We start from the raw sequence: 19,539 nt of genomic DNA, 5'->3' as shown, positions 1-19,539 counted from the left end.
AAGTTAAGATTTTTAAGTGTAGTGGCATTCACGGTGGGAGCGGTGTGGTGAATTCTCAAGTTTCGAGAACCTCAGTGCCAACTTGGGTGGCCATTGCCCAACTGTTGCGGTGGCATAAGCCTGCGGGTCGTTTGATTCTCCTCATTCCGGCGCTGTGGTCCTTAACTTTGGCGAGTGAGGGCTTGCCGTCGTTGCAGTTGCTGCTGATTATCACGGTGGGGGCGATCGCCACCAGTGCGGCGGGCTGCATTGTCAATGACTGCTGGGACCGCAATATTGACCCCCATGTGCAGCGGACTCAAAACCGCCCCCTAGCCAGTCGCCGCCTTTCCCTCAGTGTGGCCTTGGGCTTGATGGTGATTGCCTTCCTCTGTGCTTGGGGATTGACGTTTTACCTCACTCCCTTGGGGTATTGGCTGGCGGTGGCCGCAGTGCCGGTGATTCTGCTCTATCCCTTGGCGAAGCGAGTCTTTCCCATTCCGCAACTCGTTTTGGCAGTGGCTTGGGGGTTTGCTGTCCTCATTCCTTGGGCAGCGGTACAGGGACGCTTAACCTTGACCACCGCGTGGTTGTGGGCGGCAGTGGTGATGTGGACATTGGCCTTTGATACGGTGTATGCCATGCCCGATCGCCCCGACGATCGCCGACTGGGAGTAAATTCCAGTGCCTTATTTTTCGGTGCCTATGCGCCCTTGGCGATCGCGCTATTTTATGGGCTGACGGTGGTGTTCCTGATCATTGTTGGCTGGAGTGCGGGACTCACTTGGCGATTTTGGCTGGCCTTGGCCGTGACCACCTACTTTTGGCTGCGGCAATCTCTACAAATTTATACCCACGAACGCCGTGACACCCAAACCACAACGCTCCCCATTCAGACCTATGGTCGTTACTTCAATGAAAATGTCTGGTTGGGCTTTTTGCTCTGGGTGGGGATGTGGTGCCCTAGGCCTTAGTCAAGAGCTTGGGGGAAACCTGCCACGGCACAATGGCCAGAATATCCACTTGGGCACAATATTTGAGATCGGCTTCATTGCCAAGGTTGAGCAGGCGCTGCCCGTGGCTGGAATGGTGAAAGAGGGTCAATAGATCATCTTGGTAGTAGCGGTACAAAGCAGTGGCAGCAATAGTTTCGTCATTACCCGCAAGGGCTTCGAGGGGGGCATCCTGCTGACCCCAGAGGTGATGAATCAGCGCGCCAGCACAGACGGTATCTTCGAGGGAATAGCTACCTTCCCAGCCCGAACCAACAATCCAGATGGTTTCCGGTTGATGTTTTTGGACAAACTCGGCAACGGCAGCACGGTTGACAAGGGCGGCGGCAAGAACGAGGGGACTGGCTTGAATTCGCTCAAGGGAACGGGTGCCATTGGTGGTGCTCATAAAGAGGCGACATCCTTTTACCCGCTCTGGCAAGCATTCAGCAGGAGAGTTGCCCATGTCAAAGCCAGCAACTTTTTTCCCACCCCGTTCACCAACGCGAATCCGCTTGGCTGCCGGCCACTGCTGACTCACTTGTTCTAGCTCTGCTAGATCACTAAAGACTTGAACGGCTTCTGCCCCAGCCGCAAGAGCAGTGGCGATCGTAGTGGTTGCCCGCAGGACATCAACAGCAATGGCACAGTCGGGTTGCCAGTCGGCTGGTACACGCTCTGGTGTGTGGTAGGTATAGATTTTCATAAATGGAAGGGGAGCTTGGCTACGATGATCCTTGATACATAAAGTATGTCACCATTGGGATCACTGTAGCGGCGATTAGCAAGGCAACGACGATAATTGTGGCGGAGCGATCGTCGGTTTCCTCTTTGCTCTTGTAGGTTTTCTCGACAACCACTTCGCGTACTACGGGCGGGCCTGGATCCGGTTCGCCTTTGAGGACTTTCGCAAGGCGATCGACGGTGTCAAGGACTGATTGATTGTAGTTGCCATCCCGTAGGGGCACCCGCATCGTTTCTTGGACAATACTTTCGGCAGTTTCAGGATTCAAGCGTTCGGCCACGGCCTCGCCATAGTGAATCGCTGTGCCATTGGTAACGGTATCGAGGGCAATGATCACCTGATTGGCTTGGGACTCAGGATCGGGAAACCACTGGTTAAAGAGGTCATCCACAAAGCTCTGGGGGGTTTCACCATAGTCGAGGCGGTGCAGTGTAACTACATGAACATTGATGCCCGCTGCCTCGGAGAGGTCTTGGAGCGATCGCCCGACACTGCCTTGGGTGACGACACTAAGCACATTACCTTCATCAACGACCCCGGCCGCTGTTTCCGGCAAAGGGATATCGATCGCGCTGGTTGCCCAGACGGGGGTGACCCACAACGTACTAGCGAGTAGTGCCAGCAAAAGATAGCGAATGCCGTTTTTCCAAGCCACTTGCCAATCCATCTGTGCTTAATCCTGTATCTCTCAATGCAATTTTCTCAGATGTTGCTTGCAAAAATAAATTTTCTTCTAACAAATCTTAAAACGATGGCCAGAAAATTGCTTTACCAAGGAGCGCCCACGAGTGTAAAGCCTGCCCAAAAATAAGGTGCTTGGAATCTTGAATATCTCAGAAGGTGTAATTGAGCCTTTTGCAGAGCAGCAACTTTACTAGCAGTGTGGTGCAGATGGCTATAGAAGTGTTCCATGAGTTCTAGGGTACCCGCATCACTCACTTGCCAGAGGCTAGCGACGGCACTTTTGGCACCCGATTGAAGGGCAAGACCCGCAAAGCCTAACTCCGCGCGATCGTCTCCCAGAGCGGTTTGACAGGCACTCAAAACCAGCAGTTCGAGAGGGGGTTGCTCTAGATTAAGTTGGGGGAGGTTTTGCAGCGTGACTGTTTCACTGCCCCACAGTTGAATAAAGGACTCTTGGGCTTGACCGGGGCGAAACAAGGCATGGGTAGCCAGATGAACGATGCCATCAGATCAGCTTGCGACACTGCTGGCACAGTCAGCAACAGTGGCTCTCCCTGTAGAGAGGTAACTAAGAGCTTAATCTCGTTGGCCGTTGGTGCCAAGTGCAAAAGAGCTGTGTGCCAACCCGTACGCTTGGACATTTGCCTGAGAATGCGCTGAATGGCAGAGGGATTGAGTCGCCGACTAGTAAATTGATTTTGAAAATAAACTTCATATTCCCGTTGCCAAGTGGCCTCGCGACCTGTGAGAAATTCCCCTGCACCAGCGGGTAAGGCACTTTGAGCAATGGACTGAAGAGACAGCACCAACACCAGAGCAATACAGATTCGGAGGAGGTGTCGGTGCATCTTTAGTGTTCCAAGAAAGTGTTGTCGCTCTAGCCAAGCTATATCTTAGCCAATGCACCATTCAAGTGTTTTTTTTTCAGAGGAGAGACAGTGACTGCCAATGCAGAATTCAACACTGGACGATAGACATTGAGCCAGCGAGTAATGGTGGACTCGTTGCGATGGAGCAACTAGGCAATTTGTGGACGGCTTTTGGATGGATAGTCCCCTCGTTTAAGACCTATAAGCTTAATGTTACAAAGAGCTGGCAAAAATCATTTTTCATTGGCATAGCTATAGGCTCGATGCCACGCTTTTGCCTGACTAGGGCGGGTGATCCGCATCCAGTGACGACTCAGGGGAGGCGAGATGAGAGTGTGCAGAAGCAGCCACAGGGTTTGTAATTCACTGGGGGCTTTTTGCCATTGCCAACGGTTGGGTTCACAAAAAAGTAAGGTGACCAATTGGCGGTATTGAGCCAAGGTCAGGGGGTCAAAGTAAATCTCTAGGGTCGTTGGATTGGGCATATCAACAACTTGGCCGCTGAGGTCAATGCCTGCCTCCAAAAGCCGACAGGTGAGGGGTACACCCATTGCGGAGGGGGGGAGGGGTTGATGCAGATGCACGATCGCCCCCCCTTCAGAAAGGCGAATTGTCGTGCCCCACAGGGCAGTGGTTTGATCCCAAGCGAGATGGAGTTCAACGGTTTGCTGGACATTGAGCCAATCATAGGGATCGGGGCGGGGGCGTTCGATGAGGCTGTAGAGGGCAAGGGCGAGAATTACCAGATTGTAGAGGTTCCAGACCCAAGCCAATAGTAGCCCCTTGGTGTGTAATGCCTGCCAATTTAATACAGCAGCCGCCACAGAGAGAAGAAAAAGCACGAGGAGCGGTGCCGCTAGGTGCCACTGAAAATGGTAGCGATCGCGATAACTCTCCTTGGGAGTCACCCAAAAGCCGCGACCAAAGGGACGCAACAACGTGTCAATCACTGTCAATGTCAACGGCACACATTGAAGAACCGCATAAATATCAGATACCAAGGCAGAGCGACTTTGACCATTGAGCCAGCGGAATGTACTCAACAGCAGCCAGTAGTAGGGCACAAAATAGTAGAGCCACTGCCGCAGGGTGGTTTCAAGGGGGACGACACCCCAAAAGGCGGCAATCAAGGGCAACAGCAGCAACAGCAAACGCATGGGACTGTGAAACCATTGCGTGATCCCCTCTAGGTGGGCAAGGCGCTGAAGCCCAGTGAGATTGGGTACCCGCAGTGGACTTGCCACAATGAATAATCCTTGGAGGGTGCCCCGTGCCCAGCGTTGACGTTGACGAATATGCGCCGTCATGTCCTCTGCACACAAGCCCGCACTGAGACTTTCATTCAGGTAAATCAACCGATGACCTGCTGCCGCCAATTGAATTCCTGTGTAGTAGTCCTCGCTGAGGGATTCAGTAACAAAGCCGCCAATGGCATCGAGGGCCGATCGCCGCACCAAAAAGGAACTGCCGTAGCACAGCGCTGTTTCAATGCCATCCCGCAGGACTTGATAATGACGGGAGAAGATTTCCACCTCTTGGGGTAGGTGATCCTCGAGGCCAAGGTTACGGGCAATGGGATCGGGATTGTAAAAGCTCTGGTAGGTTTGGACAAGGCCGATATCAGGGGTCTGAAAAAAGCCCACAGTGCGGGTGAGAAAATTTCGAGTGGGAACAAAGTCAGCATCAAAGACCGCAATCAGTTCACCCTTGGTCTGCGTAAGGGCATGGTTCAGGTTGCCTGCTTTGGCATGGCGATTGTCTGGACGGCTGAGGTACTCACAGCCCAGTTCACAGGCCAATTCCCGTAGGGCAGGGCGACGGGTATCGTCAAGGACATAGATGCGTTTGTAGGGATACTCTAGGGCTTGGCAGCCAACAATCGTGCGCCGCAAAATTGTCAGCGGTTCGTTGTAGGTGGGAATGAAGATATCGACCCAAGGCTGATAGCGGCCACTTTTAACGGCTAGGGCGGCAGCATCCGCCTCAGGGCGACGGTTTTTAATGTGCAAAAGGAGGTACAGTTGCAGGCCATAGCCCGCCATCATGAAAACTTCGATGGCCAATAGGAGAAGACTGAGGGCGGCTTCTAGGGGTGTGCGCAGATTGAGGGTGGCCAGCGATCGCCACAGCAGATAATGCAGCATCACGGCCATTAAACTGCCAACAACCACAGCCCGCGCCCACTGCTGCTGCACTTTCCCCCAGCGCAAAACAATACTGCTGAGAAGCACCATCAAGCACAATGGCCAAAAAATCCACGGCTTGTCCAACTGTTCAATGGCGAGCCAAGGAGGGACAGGGGGCATCGCTGGAGCCTCAAGCAACTGAATAGTAATGTAACGAAATGTAAACCAACCATTGGACAGGGACAATATTTCCAAGGTTCCCCGCAGTAGCGATCGATCGCCCCCAGCCGTATGTCAGGATCAAAATCACCAAATGCTGCTCTAATGCTGATCTAATACTATGACCGATGCCCAAGAGGGGACAAAGCTACCCCCCTTTATTTTTCACAACCAATTCCAAGGCTGGATGGAAGTCTATGCGCCCGTTCAACGCTACGAGACCTATTTGAACAATCACCAAGAATGGTTTCACCGCTGCGCCCATCCCATGAAAACAGAACCTGTGGGCAAGCATGGCTACATTCTCACCATTGGCCGCTATGGTTCCCATGGCTATGAAGTGGAACCCAAAATTGGACTGCACCTACTGCCCCAAGAGCAGGGGGTCTATCGCATTGAAACAATTCCTGTGCCCGAACAGCCGTTTTTGAACTATGAGGTGAATTTTCAAGCGGCCATGGCCTTGGTACCGATGCGAGCCACCCCTGAGACGGATAGCGACCTGTTGGCGCTGAATGTCATTGATTACACGCGGGTCAATTGGGAACTGGATTTGCGGGTGGAAATGTACTTTCCGCGGTTTATCTACCGTTTGCCCCATGGCCTGATTCAAGGGACAGGCAATCGCGTCTTGGCTCAAATTGTCCGCCAAGTGTCCTACCGCCTCACGGCAAAGGTGCAGGATGATTTCCACAAAACCATTGGCCTCGATTTGGGCAAACGCTGGCGCCGCAAACGATTCCATGCTGAGCGGGTGCGCACCCTTACCCCTGCGTCAGTGCCTGATACGCCTGACGAGCCTGGTTCACCTGCTGCTTGAGCATTGTGACATCCGTACCCAGTTGACTGCCCATAGCGATGGCGATCGCCCCTGCTTTCCAGAGGGGTACCACATCCCCCCAACCAATACCGCCACAGGGAATGAGGGGAATCTCGCCAAACAAGGGTCGCAAGGCGCGTAAATAGCTCGCCCCGCCTACGGCCATCACTGGAAAAACCTTCACTGCCGTTGCCCCGGCTTGCCAAGCGTGGAGAATTTCCGTTGGCGTTAATGCCCCCAAAATCAGAGGACAATTGGCCGCCTTTGCGAGGGGCACCACCTCTAGGGCTGTATGGGGGGTCACTAAAAATTGTGCGCCAGCAGCGATCGCTCCTTTAACCATTTCTGGGTTTTGCAGGCTCGCAGCGCCAATGGTGCAGTGGGGAGCGTTTTGACGGAGTTGTTGCAAGACGCCAGCAGCATCGGGGGTTGTCCAAGTCACCTCTAGGCAGGTGAAGCCCGCTTGAATACAGACTTGAGCGTGGGCGATCGCTGCAGTAGGATGAGCAGCACGCACCACTGCAATCAAAGGCAGGCCTTGCAAAAACGCTAACTGCTGCGGCTTGGGCATAGCGTCATAACCATTGAGCAGGGGGGTGGGAGGGCAGTGATAAGATGAAAACTCCGCCTACCCCTAAACTACGGTATATTGGCAATACCCTTGTGAGTCTCAAATGGGTGATAGCGTTAAAGTCCTGAGTGAAAATCGCCAAGCGCGCTTCCAATACGAAATTCTGGAAACCTATGAATGTGGTCTCGTGTTACTTGGCACTGAGGTCAAATCCATTCGGGCTGGCAAGGTGAATTTACGGGATGGCTTTGCCCGCATCCGCAATGGTGAAGTTTGGTTGATGAATGTGCACATTTCGCCCCATGAGAGCACTAACCAATCCTACAACCATGACCCCCTGCGCGATCGCAAGCTCCTTCTCCACAAGCAGGAAATCCGTAAGCTAGTGGGCAAGGTGGAACAAAAGGGGCTAACCCTTGTGCCCCTGAAGCTTTACCTAAAAAATGGGCGGGTCAAGGTTTCCCTAGGGCTAGCCCGTGGTAAGAAGCTCCACGACAAACGCCAAGACCTCAAGCAGCGCCAAGATAAACGGGAGATGGAGCGGGCAATGAAGCAGCGGTAAACCTAGCTTTGGGGAGTGGGTATGGGATCAATGTTGGTTTCCGTGCCGATGGGCGTTGCAGGGGCAGGGATACTCCCGGTTGCTGCTTCCCAAGAGTCATTGGTGAAATACACATGACCCAGCACTTGCCCCTCATAGGTGCGCCGCGTTAGCCGCCAAGTGGGTTCCAGATGAAACTTGAGAAATTGCCCTTCCTGCATACCGTGGGTGCGGCCAATGACCATACGTGGGCCACCGCGATTGCTGCTGCCAACAAGGAGTAACTCGCCATCCCCCTGTTCAATGCGCAGACCATACTGCAACCCTAAATCCTGTTGCGCCACCCGAATCGAGTAGCCATTGCTATCCGTAGCCCGCCCACAAATGCCCGTAAAGTCAAACGTCGTCAACAGTGGGTCAATCACCACGGGGTTGCTGCCCGACTCACTCCAGCAGGGACGAGTATCCTTAATTTGCTCCACCACTAAGAGGCGATAGCCACCGCGGGCAAGGGGCACGGCCATCACGACATAGCGGCTTTGATCCACTTCCGTTTGTGTAAACATGCTGGCTTGGGCAGGCCGAGGGGCAATTGTTCCCAAACAGGCCACCGTCAATAAGCTCAGGCCAAATTTTTGCCAGTATTTCATAGGGACACTCCTCAGCAGAACTCGGAGGTTTTGACAGTTAAATGGATTCTACTGTTCCTCTACGATCCACGCCGATCAACTATCGAAAATCTAGGAATTATTTTTCAGCCACCGTTAGACATCAATGGTGAGCGGTCAAATCGAGGCCAATCACTTGGGTATGTTGACCCCGCGCTTGGGTGACGCCAATCGTGCGCTGAGCCGCTTCAATCATTGGTCGCCGCAGACTGACAACAATAAACTGCGCCTCTTGGCTCTGCTGCTGAATCATTTTGGCAAGGCGCTCAACATTGGCACCATCGAGAAACATATCCACCTCATCAAAGGCATAGAAGGGGGAAGGGCGATAGCGTTGTAGGGCAAAGATAAAACTGAGGGCCGTGAGGGATTTTTCTCCCCCCGACATTGAGGCCAAGCGTTGTACGGGTTTCCCCTTGGGATGTGCCACCAGATTCAGACCCCCGGCAAAGGGATCCTCAGGACTTTCCAGTTGCAGATAGCCATCACCCTCGGAGAGGGTGGCAAAAATGGTTTGGAAGTTGGCATTGACGGCATCAAAAGCTTCACGGAAGGACTGCTGACGCAGGGTGGTGAAGTTCTCAATCCGCAGTAGGATCTCCGTGCGCTCCGCTTCTAGAACGGCGAGCTTCTCCTGTAGCTCATTAAGCCGCCCTTGTGTCTCCTCAAATTCCTGAATCGCCAACATATTGACGGGTTCCATGGCACGCAGCCGTTTTTCGAGGGCTTGGCACTGCTGTTGAATGTCGCTGAGGGAGAGATTGGCGGGCACTTCCGGCCATGGCTGGGGTAAAGGGGGTGCCTCGATGGTGCTGAATTCCTGAAGTTGGGCTTGCAGCGTGGTGAGGGTGTCGCTGGCTTTTTGGTATTGCCATTCCAGTTGTTGGTAGTCCTTTTGCTGCTGTCGTAGTTGGTAGTCTTGGCGATCGCGATCGCCCTTGAGGTGGCCAAGGCGGGCGTCCAATTCCCTCAGGGCAGTTTGCGTGCTTTGAGTTTGCGTCGCTAAGTCCCCAAGCGTCTGATCGAGGGCTTGCTGCTGACAAAGCGTCTCCTGTTGGGCTTGGTGCAGTCGCTGAATCTCCTGTTCTGTTTGTTTTAGGTCTCGTGCTAGTTGCTCGAGTTGACGGTGGCGATCGCCCAAGGCTTGATCCACCGCTTGCAGGGCGGCCACATGGTCGGCGTGAATTTTTTCCTGTGCCTGAAGCTGTTCCTGAAGCTGCTGCCACTGCTGATGGCTGGGATTGGCTTCAAGGGCATTGAGGGCAAGGCGTTCGGCGGCGAGTTCTGCTTCGAGTTCAGGAAGACGAGCCTCTAGGTGCGCGAGTTCAGTCTCTGCGGCGGTTAACTCTTGGCTAAGGTGCTGCTGTTGGCGCGCTAAGTCTGCTTGCTGGCGGTTGAGGTGCTGCTGTTGCTGCTGAAGTTGCTCCCATTGCCGCTGGCGATCGCGATGGCTTTGGCGGGCGTCACTCAGGGCTTGGCTCAGCTCATTCACTCTCCCCTGTTTTTGCGTGCGCTCTTGAATGAGGCGATCTAACAGGCGTTCCAGTTCCCCAAGGCGATCGCGCACCTGTTGGACTTCTGCCGATTCTTGGGGGGTGGCCCCCTGACCAAAACGGAGGGTATTTGTGCGACTATAGCTACCCCCGGTCATTGCCCCTGAGGGTTCTAGCAAGTCTCCCTCTAGGGTGACCATCCGATATTGCCCTAGGTAGGGTCGCGCCGCCTCAAGGCTCTCAAAGACCAGCGTACTGCCAAACACGTAGGCAAAAATGGGGGCATATTGCGGCTCAAAGGTCACAAGATTCAAGGCATAGTCAATACAGCCTGCCAAGGAGATAAGGGGTAGGGTCTTGGGACGTGCCATCTTGTTCAGGGGCAAAAATGTCGCTCTACCGGCCCGTTCCCGCTTCAGGATGGCGATCGCTGCTGCCGCCACACTGTCATCCGCCACAACGATATTGCCTAGGCGTGCCCCGGCCGCAATTTCCAAGGCCAGTTGATAGCGGGGTTCCACTTGACCGAGCTGTGCCACCAGCCCAAACACGCCGGGGAGATCAGCACTTAAAATGAGCCGCGCCGCAAAACTCCCTTGGCTTTCCTGAACCGCCTGTTGCCGTGCTTCCAGTTGATCCAGTTCTCGCTGCTTTTGGCGCTGTTCTCGCTCAAGGCGTTGATAGGTTTCTTCTGTTAAGCTCAATTGTTGCTGCGCTGTGGCCAGTTGTTGGGCGAGGTTTTGTAGTTGCTGCTCCTCTTGTTGGACTGCTGCTGCAGCTTTTGTGAGCGCGTCTTGCAATTCCAATTGTTGAGCTTCTAAGCTGGTGGCCGCTTGGTGCAATTCCCCCTGCCGTTGCCGCAATTGTTGCGATCGCTCCTGAAGGCGAGAGAGTTCACTGCGACTCGGTTCCAGTTCGTGGATCAGGGCATCAATCCGCTGCCGTCGCTGACTGTGCTCCTGAAACCAAGCTTGGGCTGCCGTATTCAACTCCTGAGCTTGCTGCCGTAGGGCGTCGAGGGTGGCTTGGCTGGTGGCAACGGCTGTCACTAAGGGGGGGCGATCGCCCTGTTGCTGTTCTAACTCTTGAGTAAGTTGCTGTTGCTGCAACCGTTGACTGTGGTACTGGGCTTGCCGTTGCTGGAGTTGTTCTGCCAACTGTGCCTGCTGCTGTTGGTAGGCTGTTTGCTGGCGTTGACACTGCCGCTCTTGGGCGTGGAGATCCGCCAACGCTGCTTGCAGGCGGAGGTACGTTTCTTCGCCGAGGGCTTTCACCTGTTGATTGAGTTGTTCTAGGGTAACGGCTGCCGCTGCCATCTCCCGTGCCTTTTGTTGCAGTTGGGCTTGGCGTTGGGCTTGTTCTTTTTGTAGCGTCTGAATCTGTGTTTGTAGTTGCCCTTTTTGCTGTTCGTGGGCTTGCCATTGGCGCACCAGCAGCCATTGCTCTCGCTCTTGCAGTTCTAGCCGTAGGGCTTGATATTTTTCCGCTTGCAGGCGATCCCGTTGCAGGCGATCGCGCTGTTGAATCAATTCCTGCTCAACAATGCGAAAGCGTTCTTCGCGCTCCTTGACTGTATCTAATTTTTCGCGAGCTTGGGCAATCTTGCGGTCAAAATCCGCCACCCCCGCCAATTCGTCAATAATTTCCCGCCGTGCCTTGGCATTCATAGAAATGATACTGGTGACATCCCCCTGCAAGACCACGTTATACCCTTGGGGATAGATACAAAACGCCTGCAACTGGTCGTGCAGTTCATTCAGCGTGCAGGGTTGATCATTCACCGCGTAGGTCGAGGTATAGGTGCCCTGCTTGGTTACCCGCAGTCGCCGCGTCACGCGCCATTCCGTTTCAGCATCCAGTGCAAAGGTCACCGTGACTCGCGTTTCGACCACACTATGGCCACGCCGCGTTTGGCTATGGTTCACCAAATCTGGCAATCGTTCTGCCCGCATCCCCTTAGACCCTGCAAGGCCAAGGGCAAAGAGCAACGCATCCAAGAGGTTCGACTTCCCTGAACCATTGGGGCCTGAAATGACCGTAAACCCCGGCAGCAGCGGAATCACGGTTGTGCCGCCAAAGGATTTAAAATTCGTGAGTTCCAACTGCTTGATGTACACAGCCAAGGAGCGTGCCTAACCGTTTCATTATGCCCAAAGATGCTTCCCTTGTTTGCCACGGAAAATCAAGCTAAAATCAAATAACTCATAGTCGTTTCGAGTTTGTTTTAGCCATGACACCGCCACGGATTGAAAACCTTGTCATTATTGGTTCTGGCCCTGCGGGCTACACAGCAGCCATCTATGCCGCTCGCGCCAACCTCAAGCCCTTTATGTTTGAAGGCTATCAAATTGGGGGGCTGCCGGGGGGACAACTCATGACCACCACCGAAGTGGAAAACTTTCCCGGCTTTCCGGAAGGCATTCAAGGGCCGCAACTGATGGCACGGATGAAGGCGCAAGCAGAGCGCTGGGGTACAGAAATGGTCACTGAAGATGTGATTCAGGTGGATTTTAGTCAACGCCCCTTTCTCATTAGCTCAGCAGAGCGGCAGGTCTATGCCCACAGCGTCATTATCTGTACGGGTGCCACGGCCAAACGACTCCATCTCCCCGGCGAAGAGCAGTATTGGACCAAGGGGGTGTCCGCCTGTGCCATTTGTGATGGGGCAACGCCAATTTTCAAGGATGTCGAGTTGGCGGTGATTGGCGGCGGTGATAGTGCGGCGGAGGAAGCAGTCTATCTCACTAAATATGGCTCCCACGTCCATCTTCTTGTGCGTAGTGACAAAATGCGCGCTAGTAAGGCGATGCAGGATCGCGTGTTTGCCAATCCTAAAATTACGGTTCACTGGCAAACTGAAGCACGGGAAATCCTTGGCGATGGCAATTTAATGACGGGTCTGCGGATTATCAATAAAGCCACAGGGGAAGAATCCGTCCTGCCGGTGCGCGGCCTATTCTACGCCATTGGTCATACCCCCAACACCCAACTCTTCAAAGATTTTCTGGAATTGGATAGTGTGGGCTATATCGTCACCCACCACGGGACACAAACGAATGTGGAAGGGGTCTTTGCCGCAGGGGATGTTCAAGACCATGAATACCGCCAAGCAGTAACAGCGGCAGGCAGTGGTTGTATGGCTGCCCTTGATGCCGAACGCTGGCTCTCTGCGCGGGGGCTAATTCAGGAGTTCCACCAAACGGAAACCGAGACCAAACCCGCAGAAACGGCGAAGCCTACGACATCTCCAGAACAGGCGTTTGATCCCAATGCCATTAAGCATCGGGGTAGCTATGCCTTGCGCAAACTCTTTCACGAGAGCGATCGCCTGCTGCTGGTGAAATATGTCTCGCCCACCTGTGGCCCGTGCCACACCCTCAAGCCGATTTTGGATCGACTGGTCGAGGAGTTTGACGGCAAGGTGCAGCTGATTGAAATTGACATTACTGAAGATAGCGCGATCGCCGAGCAAGCAGGGGTTACCAGTACACCCACGATTCAACTCTTCAAAAACAAAGAACTCCTAGAAGTGATCGTGGGGATGAAACCCAAGAGTCAGTACCGCGAGACCATCCAACGCTACCTTGCTTAGGCTCTAGCTAGTCAAGGGCATGATCAGCGGGATCGGACTGCTGACCGTTGCAGGTCTGGCGGCGGGCTTTGTCAATGCCATTGCCGGTGGGGGAACACTGATTAGTTTTCCTGCCTTGGTGGCGATCGGCTTGCCGCCAGTGGTTGCCAATCTCACGAGCACGGTGGCTTTGGTACCCGGTTACTTGGGGGCGACAGTGGCGCAACGGCAGGATCTGAAGGGTCAGCAACGGCGCCTTGGTTGGCTCTTTCCCAGTGCGGTGGCCGGGGGCATCACAGGGGCAATGTTACTGTTGCACACCAACGAGGCACTCTTTAATGCCTTGATTCCCTATTTGCTGCTTTTGGCCGCCGTCCTCTTGGGGGTTCAGGAGCAGGTGCGGGCTTGGTTGCTGCAGCGGATCAGTACGCCAGCCGTATCTGAAGTGGGAGCCATTCCTCTTGTGTTTCTAGCGGCGGTCTATGGCGGCTATTTTGGCGCGGGGGTGAGTGTGATTCTACTCGCCGTGCTGGGCATTGTTCTCGGGGAAAGCTTGACGCGCCTCAATGGCTTGAAGCAAATGTTGGCTTTTGGGATCAATGTCGCCGCAGCGGCGTTTTTTGTTGTGTCTGGGGAGGTGGTGTGGCCTGCTGCTTTGGGGATGGCGATCGCTACCATTGTTGGCGGACTTTTGGGGGGTAAATTTGCCCGTGCGGTTAACCCGCTGCTGTTCCGTCGGATTGTGGTTCTTTTGGCCGTTGTGCTGGCGATCATGTACTGGTTGCGACAGCGATAAACTACCCCACCAGAGATGGAAAATGCCCTGAGATTTGCCAAACAAAGCCCGTGACGAGGATTGAACTCGTGGCCTCACCCTTACCAAGGGTGTGCTCTACCACTGAGCTACACGGGCAAAAATTCCCAGAGCTTTATCATAGCCCATTGGGGGAACAATTGCACAGTTGGCTGCGAGTTTTTGCTAAAAATTGCGACGAGAGAAAATCCAAGTGGCGATCGCCAGCAGTGCTACCGTATAAATCACGCCATAGAAGGCATTGGCCACGAGTTCCGGTACAGAGGGCAGCATGCCATAGACCGCTGTATTCTTAAAATCCAAGCGGGATAAATCGGGAAAGATCAGATAGAGAAACTGCATCAGTTGCCGTACGGCATCACTCTCCATCTTTTGGCTGAGGATCACCAAGTTTTGGCTAAAGTGCCCCATAAAGTACAGTGCCACCGTTAACAGCGTGGCAATCAATGAACTGGTGAAACTGCCAAAGAGCAAAGCGGCTGCCGTCAAGAGGGCGAGTTGCAGCGCAATATAGAAAGAGGTCACCATCAAAGGGCCAGCGGGATAGGCAAACTGATTCAAGCTCATCAGAATAAACAGAATCAGCGTCATCAGTGCCACCAGTACCAGCAGAACCGCCGATAGGCCCAAATGTTTGCCAATAATAAATTCCGCGCGACTGATGGGTTTCGCCAACATCACTAAGATCGTGCGCTTTTCTATCTCTTTATTGAGCAGACCACCCCCGACAAAGGCCGCAATCAGCAAGCCAAAGAGAGAAATTCCGGCCATTCCCACATCAAGGCTAATTTTGTCTTGGGTGCCTGCTGACACCTGTCCCAAAATCACAACCGCTAAGGCTAGGCCAATGGCAAAAACAGCAGTGACGTAAAGAACCCGCTCCCGCAGGGTTTCATTGAAAACATTACGGCTAATTGTCCAGAGGCGACTCACCGTTAACGGCAACATGTCTGGTACCCCTTGAATTTACTCTCCTCTCAAAGAATACCCAATTTTGCTTTTTCGATAGCCTCGGCGTTCATAGGGAGAGCCGCTTGCTGTTTCACGGAGCAGTGGTATCTATGGCGGGGGCAGAGAGGTCAACGTCTTCATAAAACTGTTCAATAGGCACTTTGAGGTCAATGCTCCTCAACTCAACGCGATCGCCCGCGCGGTAGCAGCGCAGCAACCAATCCCCCACTTCATTTTTCTGGTAAATGTCGATCGCCATTTCCTCTGAGCTAGCGAGCACATAATCCACGAGGTTGGGGTTACGACGGTAGAGATCAAACTTTTTGCCGCGATCGTAGGCTTCGGTGGCGGGTGAGAGCACTTCCACAATGAGACAGGGATAAGTGATGAAAAAGGGACTCTGGCGATCGCGATCGTCACAGGTGACACTCAGATCGGGATAGGTAAAATTCGATGTCTCAAAAATATTCACGCGACAATCAGAAGTATAGGTTTTGCAGCCTTTACCCCGTAAGTGGGATTTAATAATTAACAAAAAGTTACCAGCAATATCGCTGTGGTTTCTTGTACCACCCGCCATCGCATACACGTAACCATCAATCAACTCATGCTTTTCTAACTGCTGCTCTTCCCACGCGAAGTATTCTTCTGGTGTGAAATAGCGATCGCCCGTCTCCTTGGCAGTCACCATTCTCTGTATTTCTCGTGAAAACCTCACTTCTTTAGGATAGCTCGCCCTTTCCCTGACATCGCAAAGCCAACGTGCCACAATAGGCGGTGGGGACGCAGTTAGGAGATTGAACGTAGTCCTTTTTGGAGAGGGTGCGACGTGTCCCTAAGTTCAAGTGTTGATTCTCACGCCCCTGAGGTAGCCATCCTGCGGGTGAGCGGCTTGCGTTGTGCTGGCTGCGTGCGATCGCTGGAAAATCAGTTAAAAGAGCAGCCGGGCGTAGATGCTGCGGCAGTCAATCTGGTCACGGGAACCGCCGTTGTCACCTATTCCCCCGCTGAGACGACCCCCAGCGCCATTGTCGAGAGCCTAAACCAAGGTCGCTTTCAAGCCACCCTCGCAGAAGCCAATGCCCTTTTGGAACTGCCCACGGCCTCTGAGGAAACCTCTTTGCCAAGGTTGGCGATCGCCCTTGTGCTCCTTGTTCTCTCCAGTGTCGGCCACGGGATTGATCTGCTGCCGGGGCACTGGCCCATGTTAGAGGCAATGATCTGGCATTGGGGGCTAGCAACCATTGCCCTTGTCCTACCGGGGTGGGAGATTCTGCGGGAAGGAATGATGGGCCTGTTCCAACGTCGCCCGAATATGAATACGCTGGTGGCTCTTGGCGCCTTGGGGGCTTACCTCACGAGTACGGTGGCGTGGCTCTGGCCGGCCTTGGGCTGGGCGTGTTTCTTTGATGAACCGGTGATGATCCTTGGCTTTATTTTGCTGGGGCGATCGCTGGAGCAACGGGTACGTCAACAGGCACAACGGGACTTGCGATCCCTCCTTGCGCTTCAGCCACAACAGGCGCTATGGCAACCCAGTTTGACCGCTAGCGATCGCTGGCCCATTCCCGTCAGTCGTATCCAAGTCGGGGACTGGCTGTGGGTAGATGCTGGAGAACCCTTTCCTGCCGATGGCACGATTGTGACCGGGGAAACCCTGGTGGATGAATCCATGCTCACAGGGGAATCTCTACCGGTGGCCAAGGGGGTGGGGGCATCCGTTCTGGCGGGCAGTTGCAATGTTGGTGCTGCCGTTACCCTACGGGTGGAACGCTGTGGTCGTGCCTCATTTTTGGGGCAGATTCTAGATCTCGTGGTGCAGGCACAAAATCGCAAAGCACCGGTGCAGCAAATGGCGGATGGGGTGGCCGGCTATTTTGGCTATGGGGTGCTAGCCTTGGCGGCAGCAACGGCTCTCTTTTGGAGCGCGATCGCCCCCCATTTCTTCCCAGAAATGACCAATAGCACACCCCTATTGCCCTTAAAGCTAGCCTTGAGTGTTCTGGTGATTGCCTGTCCCTGTGCCCTTGGCCTTGCCACCCCGATCGCGCTGCTTGTGGGCACCAGTCACGCCGCTGCCAAAGGCTTAATTATTCGAGGTGGTGATGTTCTTGAGCGCAGTCAGCAGTTGGACACAATTGTGTTTGATAAGACGGGCACACTGACGACCGGTGAACTGGCAGTGGCCGAGATCAACCTCTATGGCGATCACTCCTCTCAAGAGGTGCTGTATCTGCTAGCCAGTTTAGAGCGCGAGAGTCGCCATCCCCTTGCAGTGGCGATTCAGAAGGCGTGGGCTGCGACCGGCCAGACAACAGAGCTAGCAACGGTGACAGAGGTGGAAACTGCCCTCGGACTGGGGATCAGCGGTTGGATTGAGGGGCATTACTATCAGGCGGGTCGCCTCAGTTGGCTGCGTGATCAGGGGGTTGACTGCCCTTCCCTAGAAGTGGAAACCCATGTGGCCTTGGCCTGCGATCGCCAGTTGATTGCCGTTGTGACCTTTCGCGATCGCCTGCGCTCAGAGGCAGTGAGCACCGTTCAAGCCCTGCAAGCCCAAGGCTATGCGATCCATGTGCTGACGGGAGACACGGCCAAAGCCGCACAGCAACTCCTAGAACCTCTTGGCCTACCGCCAACGCATCTGCACACCGATCTTCAGCCGCAACAAAAGCTGGCTCTTATTGAAGGTTGGCAAGCCCAAGGCAAAACCGTGGCCATGGTCGGGGATGGCATGAATGATGCGCCAGCTCTAACGGCAGCTCAGGTGGGGATTAGCCTTGGTACGGGTACAGAGGTGGCCATTGAAGCAGCGGATATTATCCTCACCCGCAATCATCTAGAGGATGTGCTCGCTGTGCTAAGCCTTAGCCGCGCCACCTTCCGCAAAATTCAGCAGAATCTTCTTTGGGCAGTGGCCTACAATATCGTCGGTTTACCCCTTGCAGCCGGTGTTGGATTACCCCTATGGGGCCTTAGTCTCACCCCCGGAATTGCTGCCGCTTGTATGGCTGTGAGTTCGATTGCCGTTGTCCTGAATTCCCTAAGCCTCAGTCGAGCAAACTAGCTCGCGAATCTGTTGGGCATTGGCGCGGGTCAGCCGTTTCTTGTGGGGCAGGACAACCACTGCGGGTCCCCGTTTGCATTCCCCCATACAGCCCGTCGCCTTCAGGGCAATGGGGAGCTGTTGTGCCTCTAGTTCTTGCCAGAGTTCCTTGGCACCCCGCCGACAGCAGGAGGATTTTTGACAAATGAGCACCTTACAGGGCTGAGAACGCTTTGCCGCTGAGGGTTGAGCCGTTGCTAAAAATTCTAAATGACTGGCCTTGTATTGCTTGACCCAGCCATCGTACTTATCGCTGATCATTCCCTCTAACCGCAGGCGATCGCCCACCTTGGGGGGTTGCGCTAACTCACAGCGCAGGGACTTTTCTAGCTTAATCCAGACCGTTCCTGTGGCGGTTTTTAGAATCACGACTTTGGGTCGTCCCTTCTTATAAAAGACTTCTTCGACAGTGCCCTCAAGGCAAAATGTCGGCAAATCAATAACACCCAGACCCATGAACGTCAGACCTTGTTAGAAATTTTTCTCAACAAATTGAGTCTAGCATACAAGGGACGGTCTTGGGGGCATCCCAGATCGTTGTGAGATTCATCTGTGGAAAAATAATCTTAGCTGGAGAGAATCCGCTCCCACTCTGCCAGTAGGTTATCAATACTAGCGTCCGTCGGGTTACTCTCAAGGTGGGTGCCCACTTCCTCAACGCTATTGGGAAAGAGTTCTTCGAGAGTGGGTTGAACGGTGGGGGATTCCTCTGAAGCGAGATCGGGCATTAAGTAAATTTGGCGAATATCCGGCGGCAGATACGCCGCGATGCGTACTAGCCCCTCTTCTAAATGCTGGTTGAGTTCCTCAAGGCTGTAGGTTTCCCCTTGAACTTCTAAATAGGCGCGCACGCGCTCAAGGCTCCAGTGAAAGGTTTGGGTGGTCACTAGCACGAGACGGCTCAGGGGACTCAAGTAGGCAAGGCTGGCTTCTAAGTAGCACCAAAGGGGCGGTGGCGCATCCTGCAGGACATAGGTAATGTGCTCAATGCCGGGGAGTTCCTCTTGAATCAGGGTAGCGGTGCGGTTGATAATCCAATTGCGCAGGGAGCGAGCTTCCTCATCGCCAATTTTCACCCCTTCAGGAGTAAATTCCAAACGGTCAAGGCTAAAAAATAGCCCATGCCACACCTTAGCAAACAGATAGTCCACTTGTACGGGCGATCGCCCGTGGTGTTGCAGCACACTATAGACAAGGGCGGCATAGCGACAATACAGAGCAACAAAGTAGCAGCCGCGATCGCGCTCCTCCTGAAAGGCTTTGATCAGTGCTTCATCAGACCAAGTGAGTAGCGGCTGAATTAAAGGATGTTGCCGCTCCGCCATCATCGGAAAGGAAAGTGCCTTGACCATCTCACTGCCACTGAACTAGACGAACTGTCCTACGCCTT

17 protein-coding genes and 1 tRNA gene are annotated in these 19,539 nt (G+C 53.9%); 6 read left to right on the top strand and 12 right to left on the bottom strand.

Annotation, left to right across the window (positions count from 1 at the left end; translation table 11 throughout):
- Nucleotides 1-74: 74 nt before the first annotated feature.
- Nucleotides 75-953: a 4-hydroxybenzoate solanesyltransferase gene (locus RHJ80_RS06725; protein ID WP_286668923.1), complete on the top strand. Its 879-nt coding sequence runs from the start codon at nt 75-77 to the stop codon at nt 951-953.
- Here RHJ80_RS06725 and RHJ80_RS06720 read toward each other — a convergent pair.
- The 4 genes from RHJ80_RS06720 to RHJ80_RS06705 all read right to left on the bottom strand — a co-directional run bounded on the left by RHJ80_RS06720 (nt 943) and on the right by RHJ80_RS06705 (nt 5,575).
- Nucleotides 943-1,677, bottom strand: a complete 735-nt coding sequence (locus RHJ80_RS06720; protein ID WP_149818073.1) for a 2-phosphosulfolactate phosphatase family protein — start codon at nt 1,675-1,677, stop codon at nt 943-945. The genes RHJ80_RS06725 and RHJ80_RS06720 overlap by 11 nt on opposite strands.
- Before the next feature lie 19 nt (nt 1,678-1,696).
- Nucleotides 1,697-2,383 carry a photosystem II repair protein Psb32 gene (gene psb32, locus RHJ80_RS06715; RefSeq protein ID WP_310800625.1) on the bottom strand — a complete coding sequence of 229 codons (687 nt, stop codon included), beginning with the start codon at nt 2,381-2,383 and terminating at the stop codon, nt 1,697-1,699.
- A 101-nt stretch (nt 2,384-2,484) separates the two neighbouring features.
- A complete protein-coding gene (locus tag RHJ80_RS06710; RefSeq protein ID WP_255521427.1) occupies nt 2,485-2,877 on the bottom strand; it encodes a CHAT domain-containing protein in 393 nt (130 codons plus the stop codon).
- A 625-nt stretch (nt 2,878-3,502) separates the two neighbouring features.
- On the bottom strand, nt 3,503-5,575 hold the full coding sequence (locus RHJ80_RS06705) for a glycosyltransferase (protein WP_310800624.1): 2,073 nt from the start codon (nt 5,573-5,575) through the stop codon (nt 3,503-3,505).
- Between the two features lie 160 nt (nt 5,576-5,735).
- On the opposite strand from RHJ80_RS06705, the gene RHJ80_RS06700 reads away from it, so the two are divergent.
- Nucleotides 5,736-6,434 (top strand): DUF1997 domain-containing protein, encoded by a 699-nt coding sequence (locus tag RHJ80_RS06700; protein WP_310438341.1) that lies wholly within the window; start codon nt 5,736-5,738, stop codon nt 6,432-6,434.
- On the opposite strand, the gene RHJ80_RS06695 is transcribed toward RHJ80_RS06700, so the two are convergent.
- Complete coding sequence (locus tag RHJ80_RS06695) at nt 6,379-7,005, bottom strand: bifunctional 4-hydroxy-2-oxoglutarate aldolase/2-dehydro-3-deoxy-phosphogluconate aldolase (RefSeq protein WP_302677861.1); 627 nt, start codon at nt 7,003-7,005, stop codon at nt 6,379-6,381. The genes RHJ80_RS06700 and RHJ80_RS06695 overlap by 56 nt on opposite strands.
- A gap of 103 nt (nt 7,006-7,108) precedes the next feature.
- Here RHJ80_RS06695 and smpB point away from each other — a divergent pair, with 103 nt between their 5' ends.
- Entirely contained in the window at nt 7,109-7,567 is a 459-nt protein-coding gene (smpB, locus tag RHJ80_RS06690) for an SsrA-binding protein SmpB (RefSeq protein WP_206199497.1), read from the top strand.
- A gap of 2 nt (nt 7,568-7,569) precedes the next feature.
- On the opposite strand, the gene RHJ80_RS06685 is transcribed toward smpB, so the two are convergent.
- Nucleotides 7,570-8,196, bottom strand: coding sequence for a DUF3747 domain-containing protein (locus RHJ80_RS06685; protein WP_302676404.1), 627 nt, complete (start codon nt 8,194-8,196; stop codon nt 7,570-7,572).
- Between the two features lie 121 nt (nt 8,197-8,317).
- Complete coding sequence (gene smc / locus RHJ80_RS06680; RefSeq protein WP_310801693.1) at nt 8,318-11,824, bottom strand: chromosome segregation protein SMC; 3,507 nt, start codon at nt 11,822-11,824, stop codon at nt 8,318-8,320.
- Between the two features lie 113 nt (nt 11,825-11,937).
- Here smc and trxB point away from each other — a divergent pair, with 113 nt between their 5' ends.
- Entirely contained in the window at nt 11,938-13,299 is a 1,362-nt protein-coding gene (trxB, locus tag RHJ80_RS06675; protein WP_310800623.1) for a thioredoxin-disulfide reductase, read from the top strand.
- Between the two features lie 19 nt (nt 13,300-13,318).
- On the top strand, nt 13,319-14,074 hold the full coding sequence (locus tag RHJ80_RS06670) for a sulfite exporter TauE/SafE family protein (RefSeq protein ID WP_310800622.1): 756 nt from the start codon (nt 13,319-13,321) through the stop codon (nt 14,072-14,074).
- 45 nt (nt 14,075-14,119) lie between these two features.
- On the opposite strand, the gene RHJ80_RS06665 is transcribed toward RHJ80_RS06670, so the two are convergent.
- The 3 genes from RHJ80_RS06665 to RHJ80_RS06655 all read right to left on the bottom strand — a co-directional run bounded on the left by RHJ80_RS06665 (nt 14,120) and on the right by RHJ80_RS06655 (nt 15,734).
- Nucleotides 14,120-14,191: transfer RNA gene (locus RHJ80_RS06665), tRNA-Thr, on the bottom strand.
- A 66-nt stretch (nt 14,192-14,257) separates the two neighbouring features.
- Entirely contained in the window at nt 14,258-15,040 is a 783-nt protein-coding gene (locus tag RHJ80_RS06660; protein ID WP_206199492.1) for an ABC transporter permease, read from the bottom strand.
- 94 nt (nt 15,041-15,134) lie between these two features.
- Nucleotides 15,135-15,734, bottom strand: a complete 600-nt coding sequence (locus RHJ80_RS06655; protein WP_310800621.1) for a Uma2 family endonuclease — start codon at nt 15,732-15,734, stop codon at nt 15,135-15,137.
- Between the two features lie 138 nt (nt 15,735-15,872).
- Here RHJ80_RS06655 and RHJ80_RS06650 point away from each other — a divergent pair, with 138 nt between their 5' ends.
- Nucleotides 15,873-18,110, top strand: coding sequence for a heavy metal translocating P-type ATPase (locus tag RHJ80_RS06650; RefSeq protein ID WP_310800620.1), 2,238 nt, complete (start codon nt 15,873-15,875; stop codon nt 18,108-18,110).
- Here the strand turns inward: RHJ80_RS06650 and RHJ80_RS06645 are convergent.
- Complete coding sequence (locus RHJ80_RS06645) at nt 18,087-18,605, bottom strand: hypothetical protein (RefSeq protein WP_310800619.1); 519 nt, start codon at nt 18,603-18,605, stop codon at nt 18,087-18,089. The two genes, RHJ80_RS06650 and RHJ80_RS06645, sit on opposite strands and share 24 nt — an antisense overlap.
- Nucleotides 18,606-18,715: 110 nt before the next feature.
- Entirely contained in the window at nt 18,716-19,501 is a 786-nt protein-coding gene (locus RHJ80_RS06640; protein ID WP_310800618.1) for a hypothetical protein, read from the bottom strand.
- Between the last annotated feature and the right edge of the window lie 38 nt (nt 19,502-19,539).

The organism is Thermosynechococcus sp. QS41 (assembly GCF_031583515.1).
Lineage (GTDB): Bacteria > Cyanobacteriota > Cyanobacteriia > Thermosynechococcales > Thermosynechococcaceae > Thermosynechococcus.
Note: the sequence above shows the minus strand (reverse complement) of the source record. Positions and strands in the feature narration are given on the sequence as shown.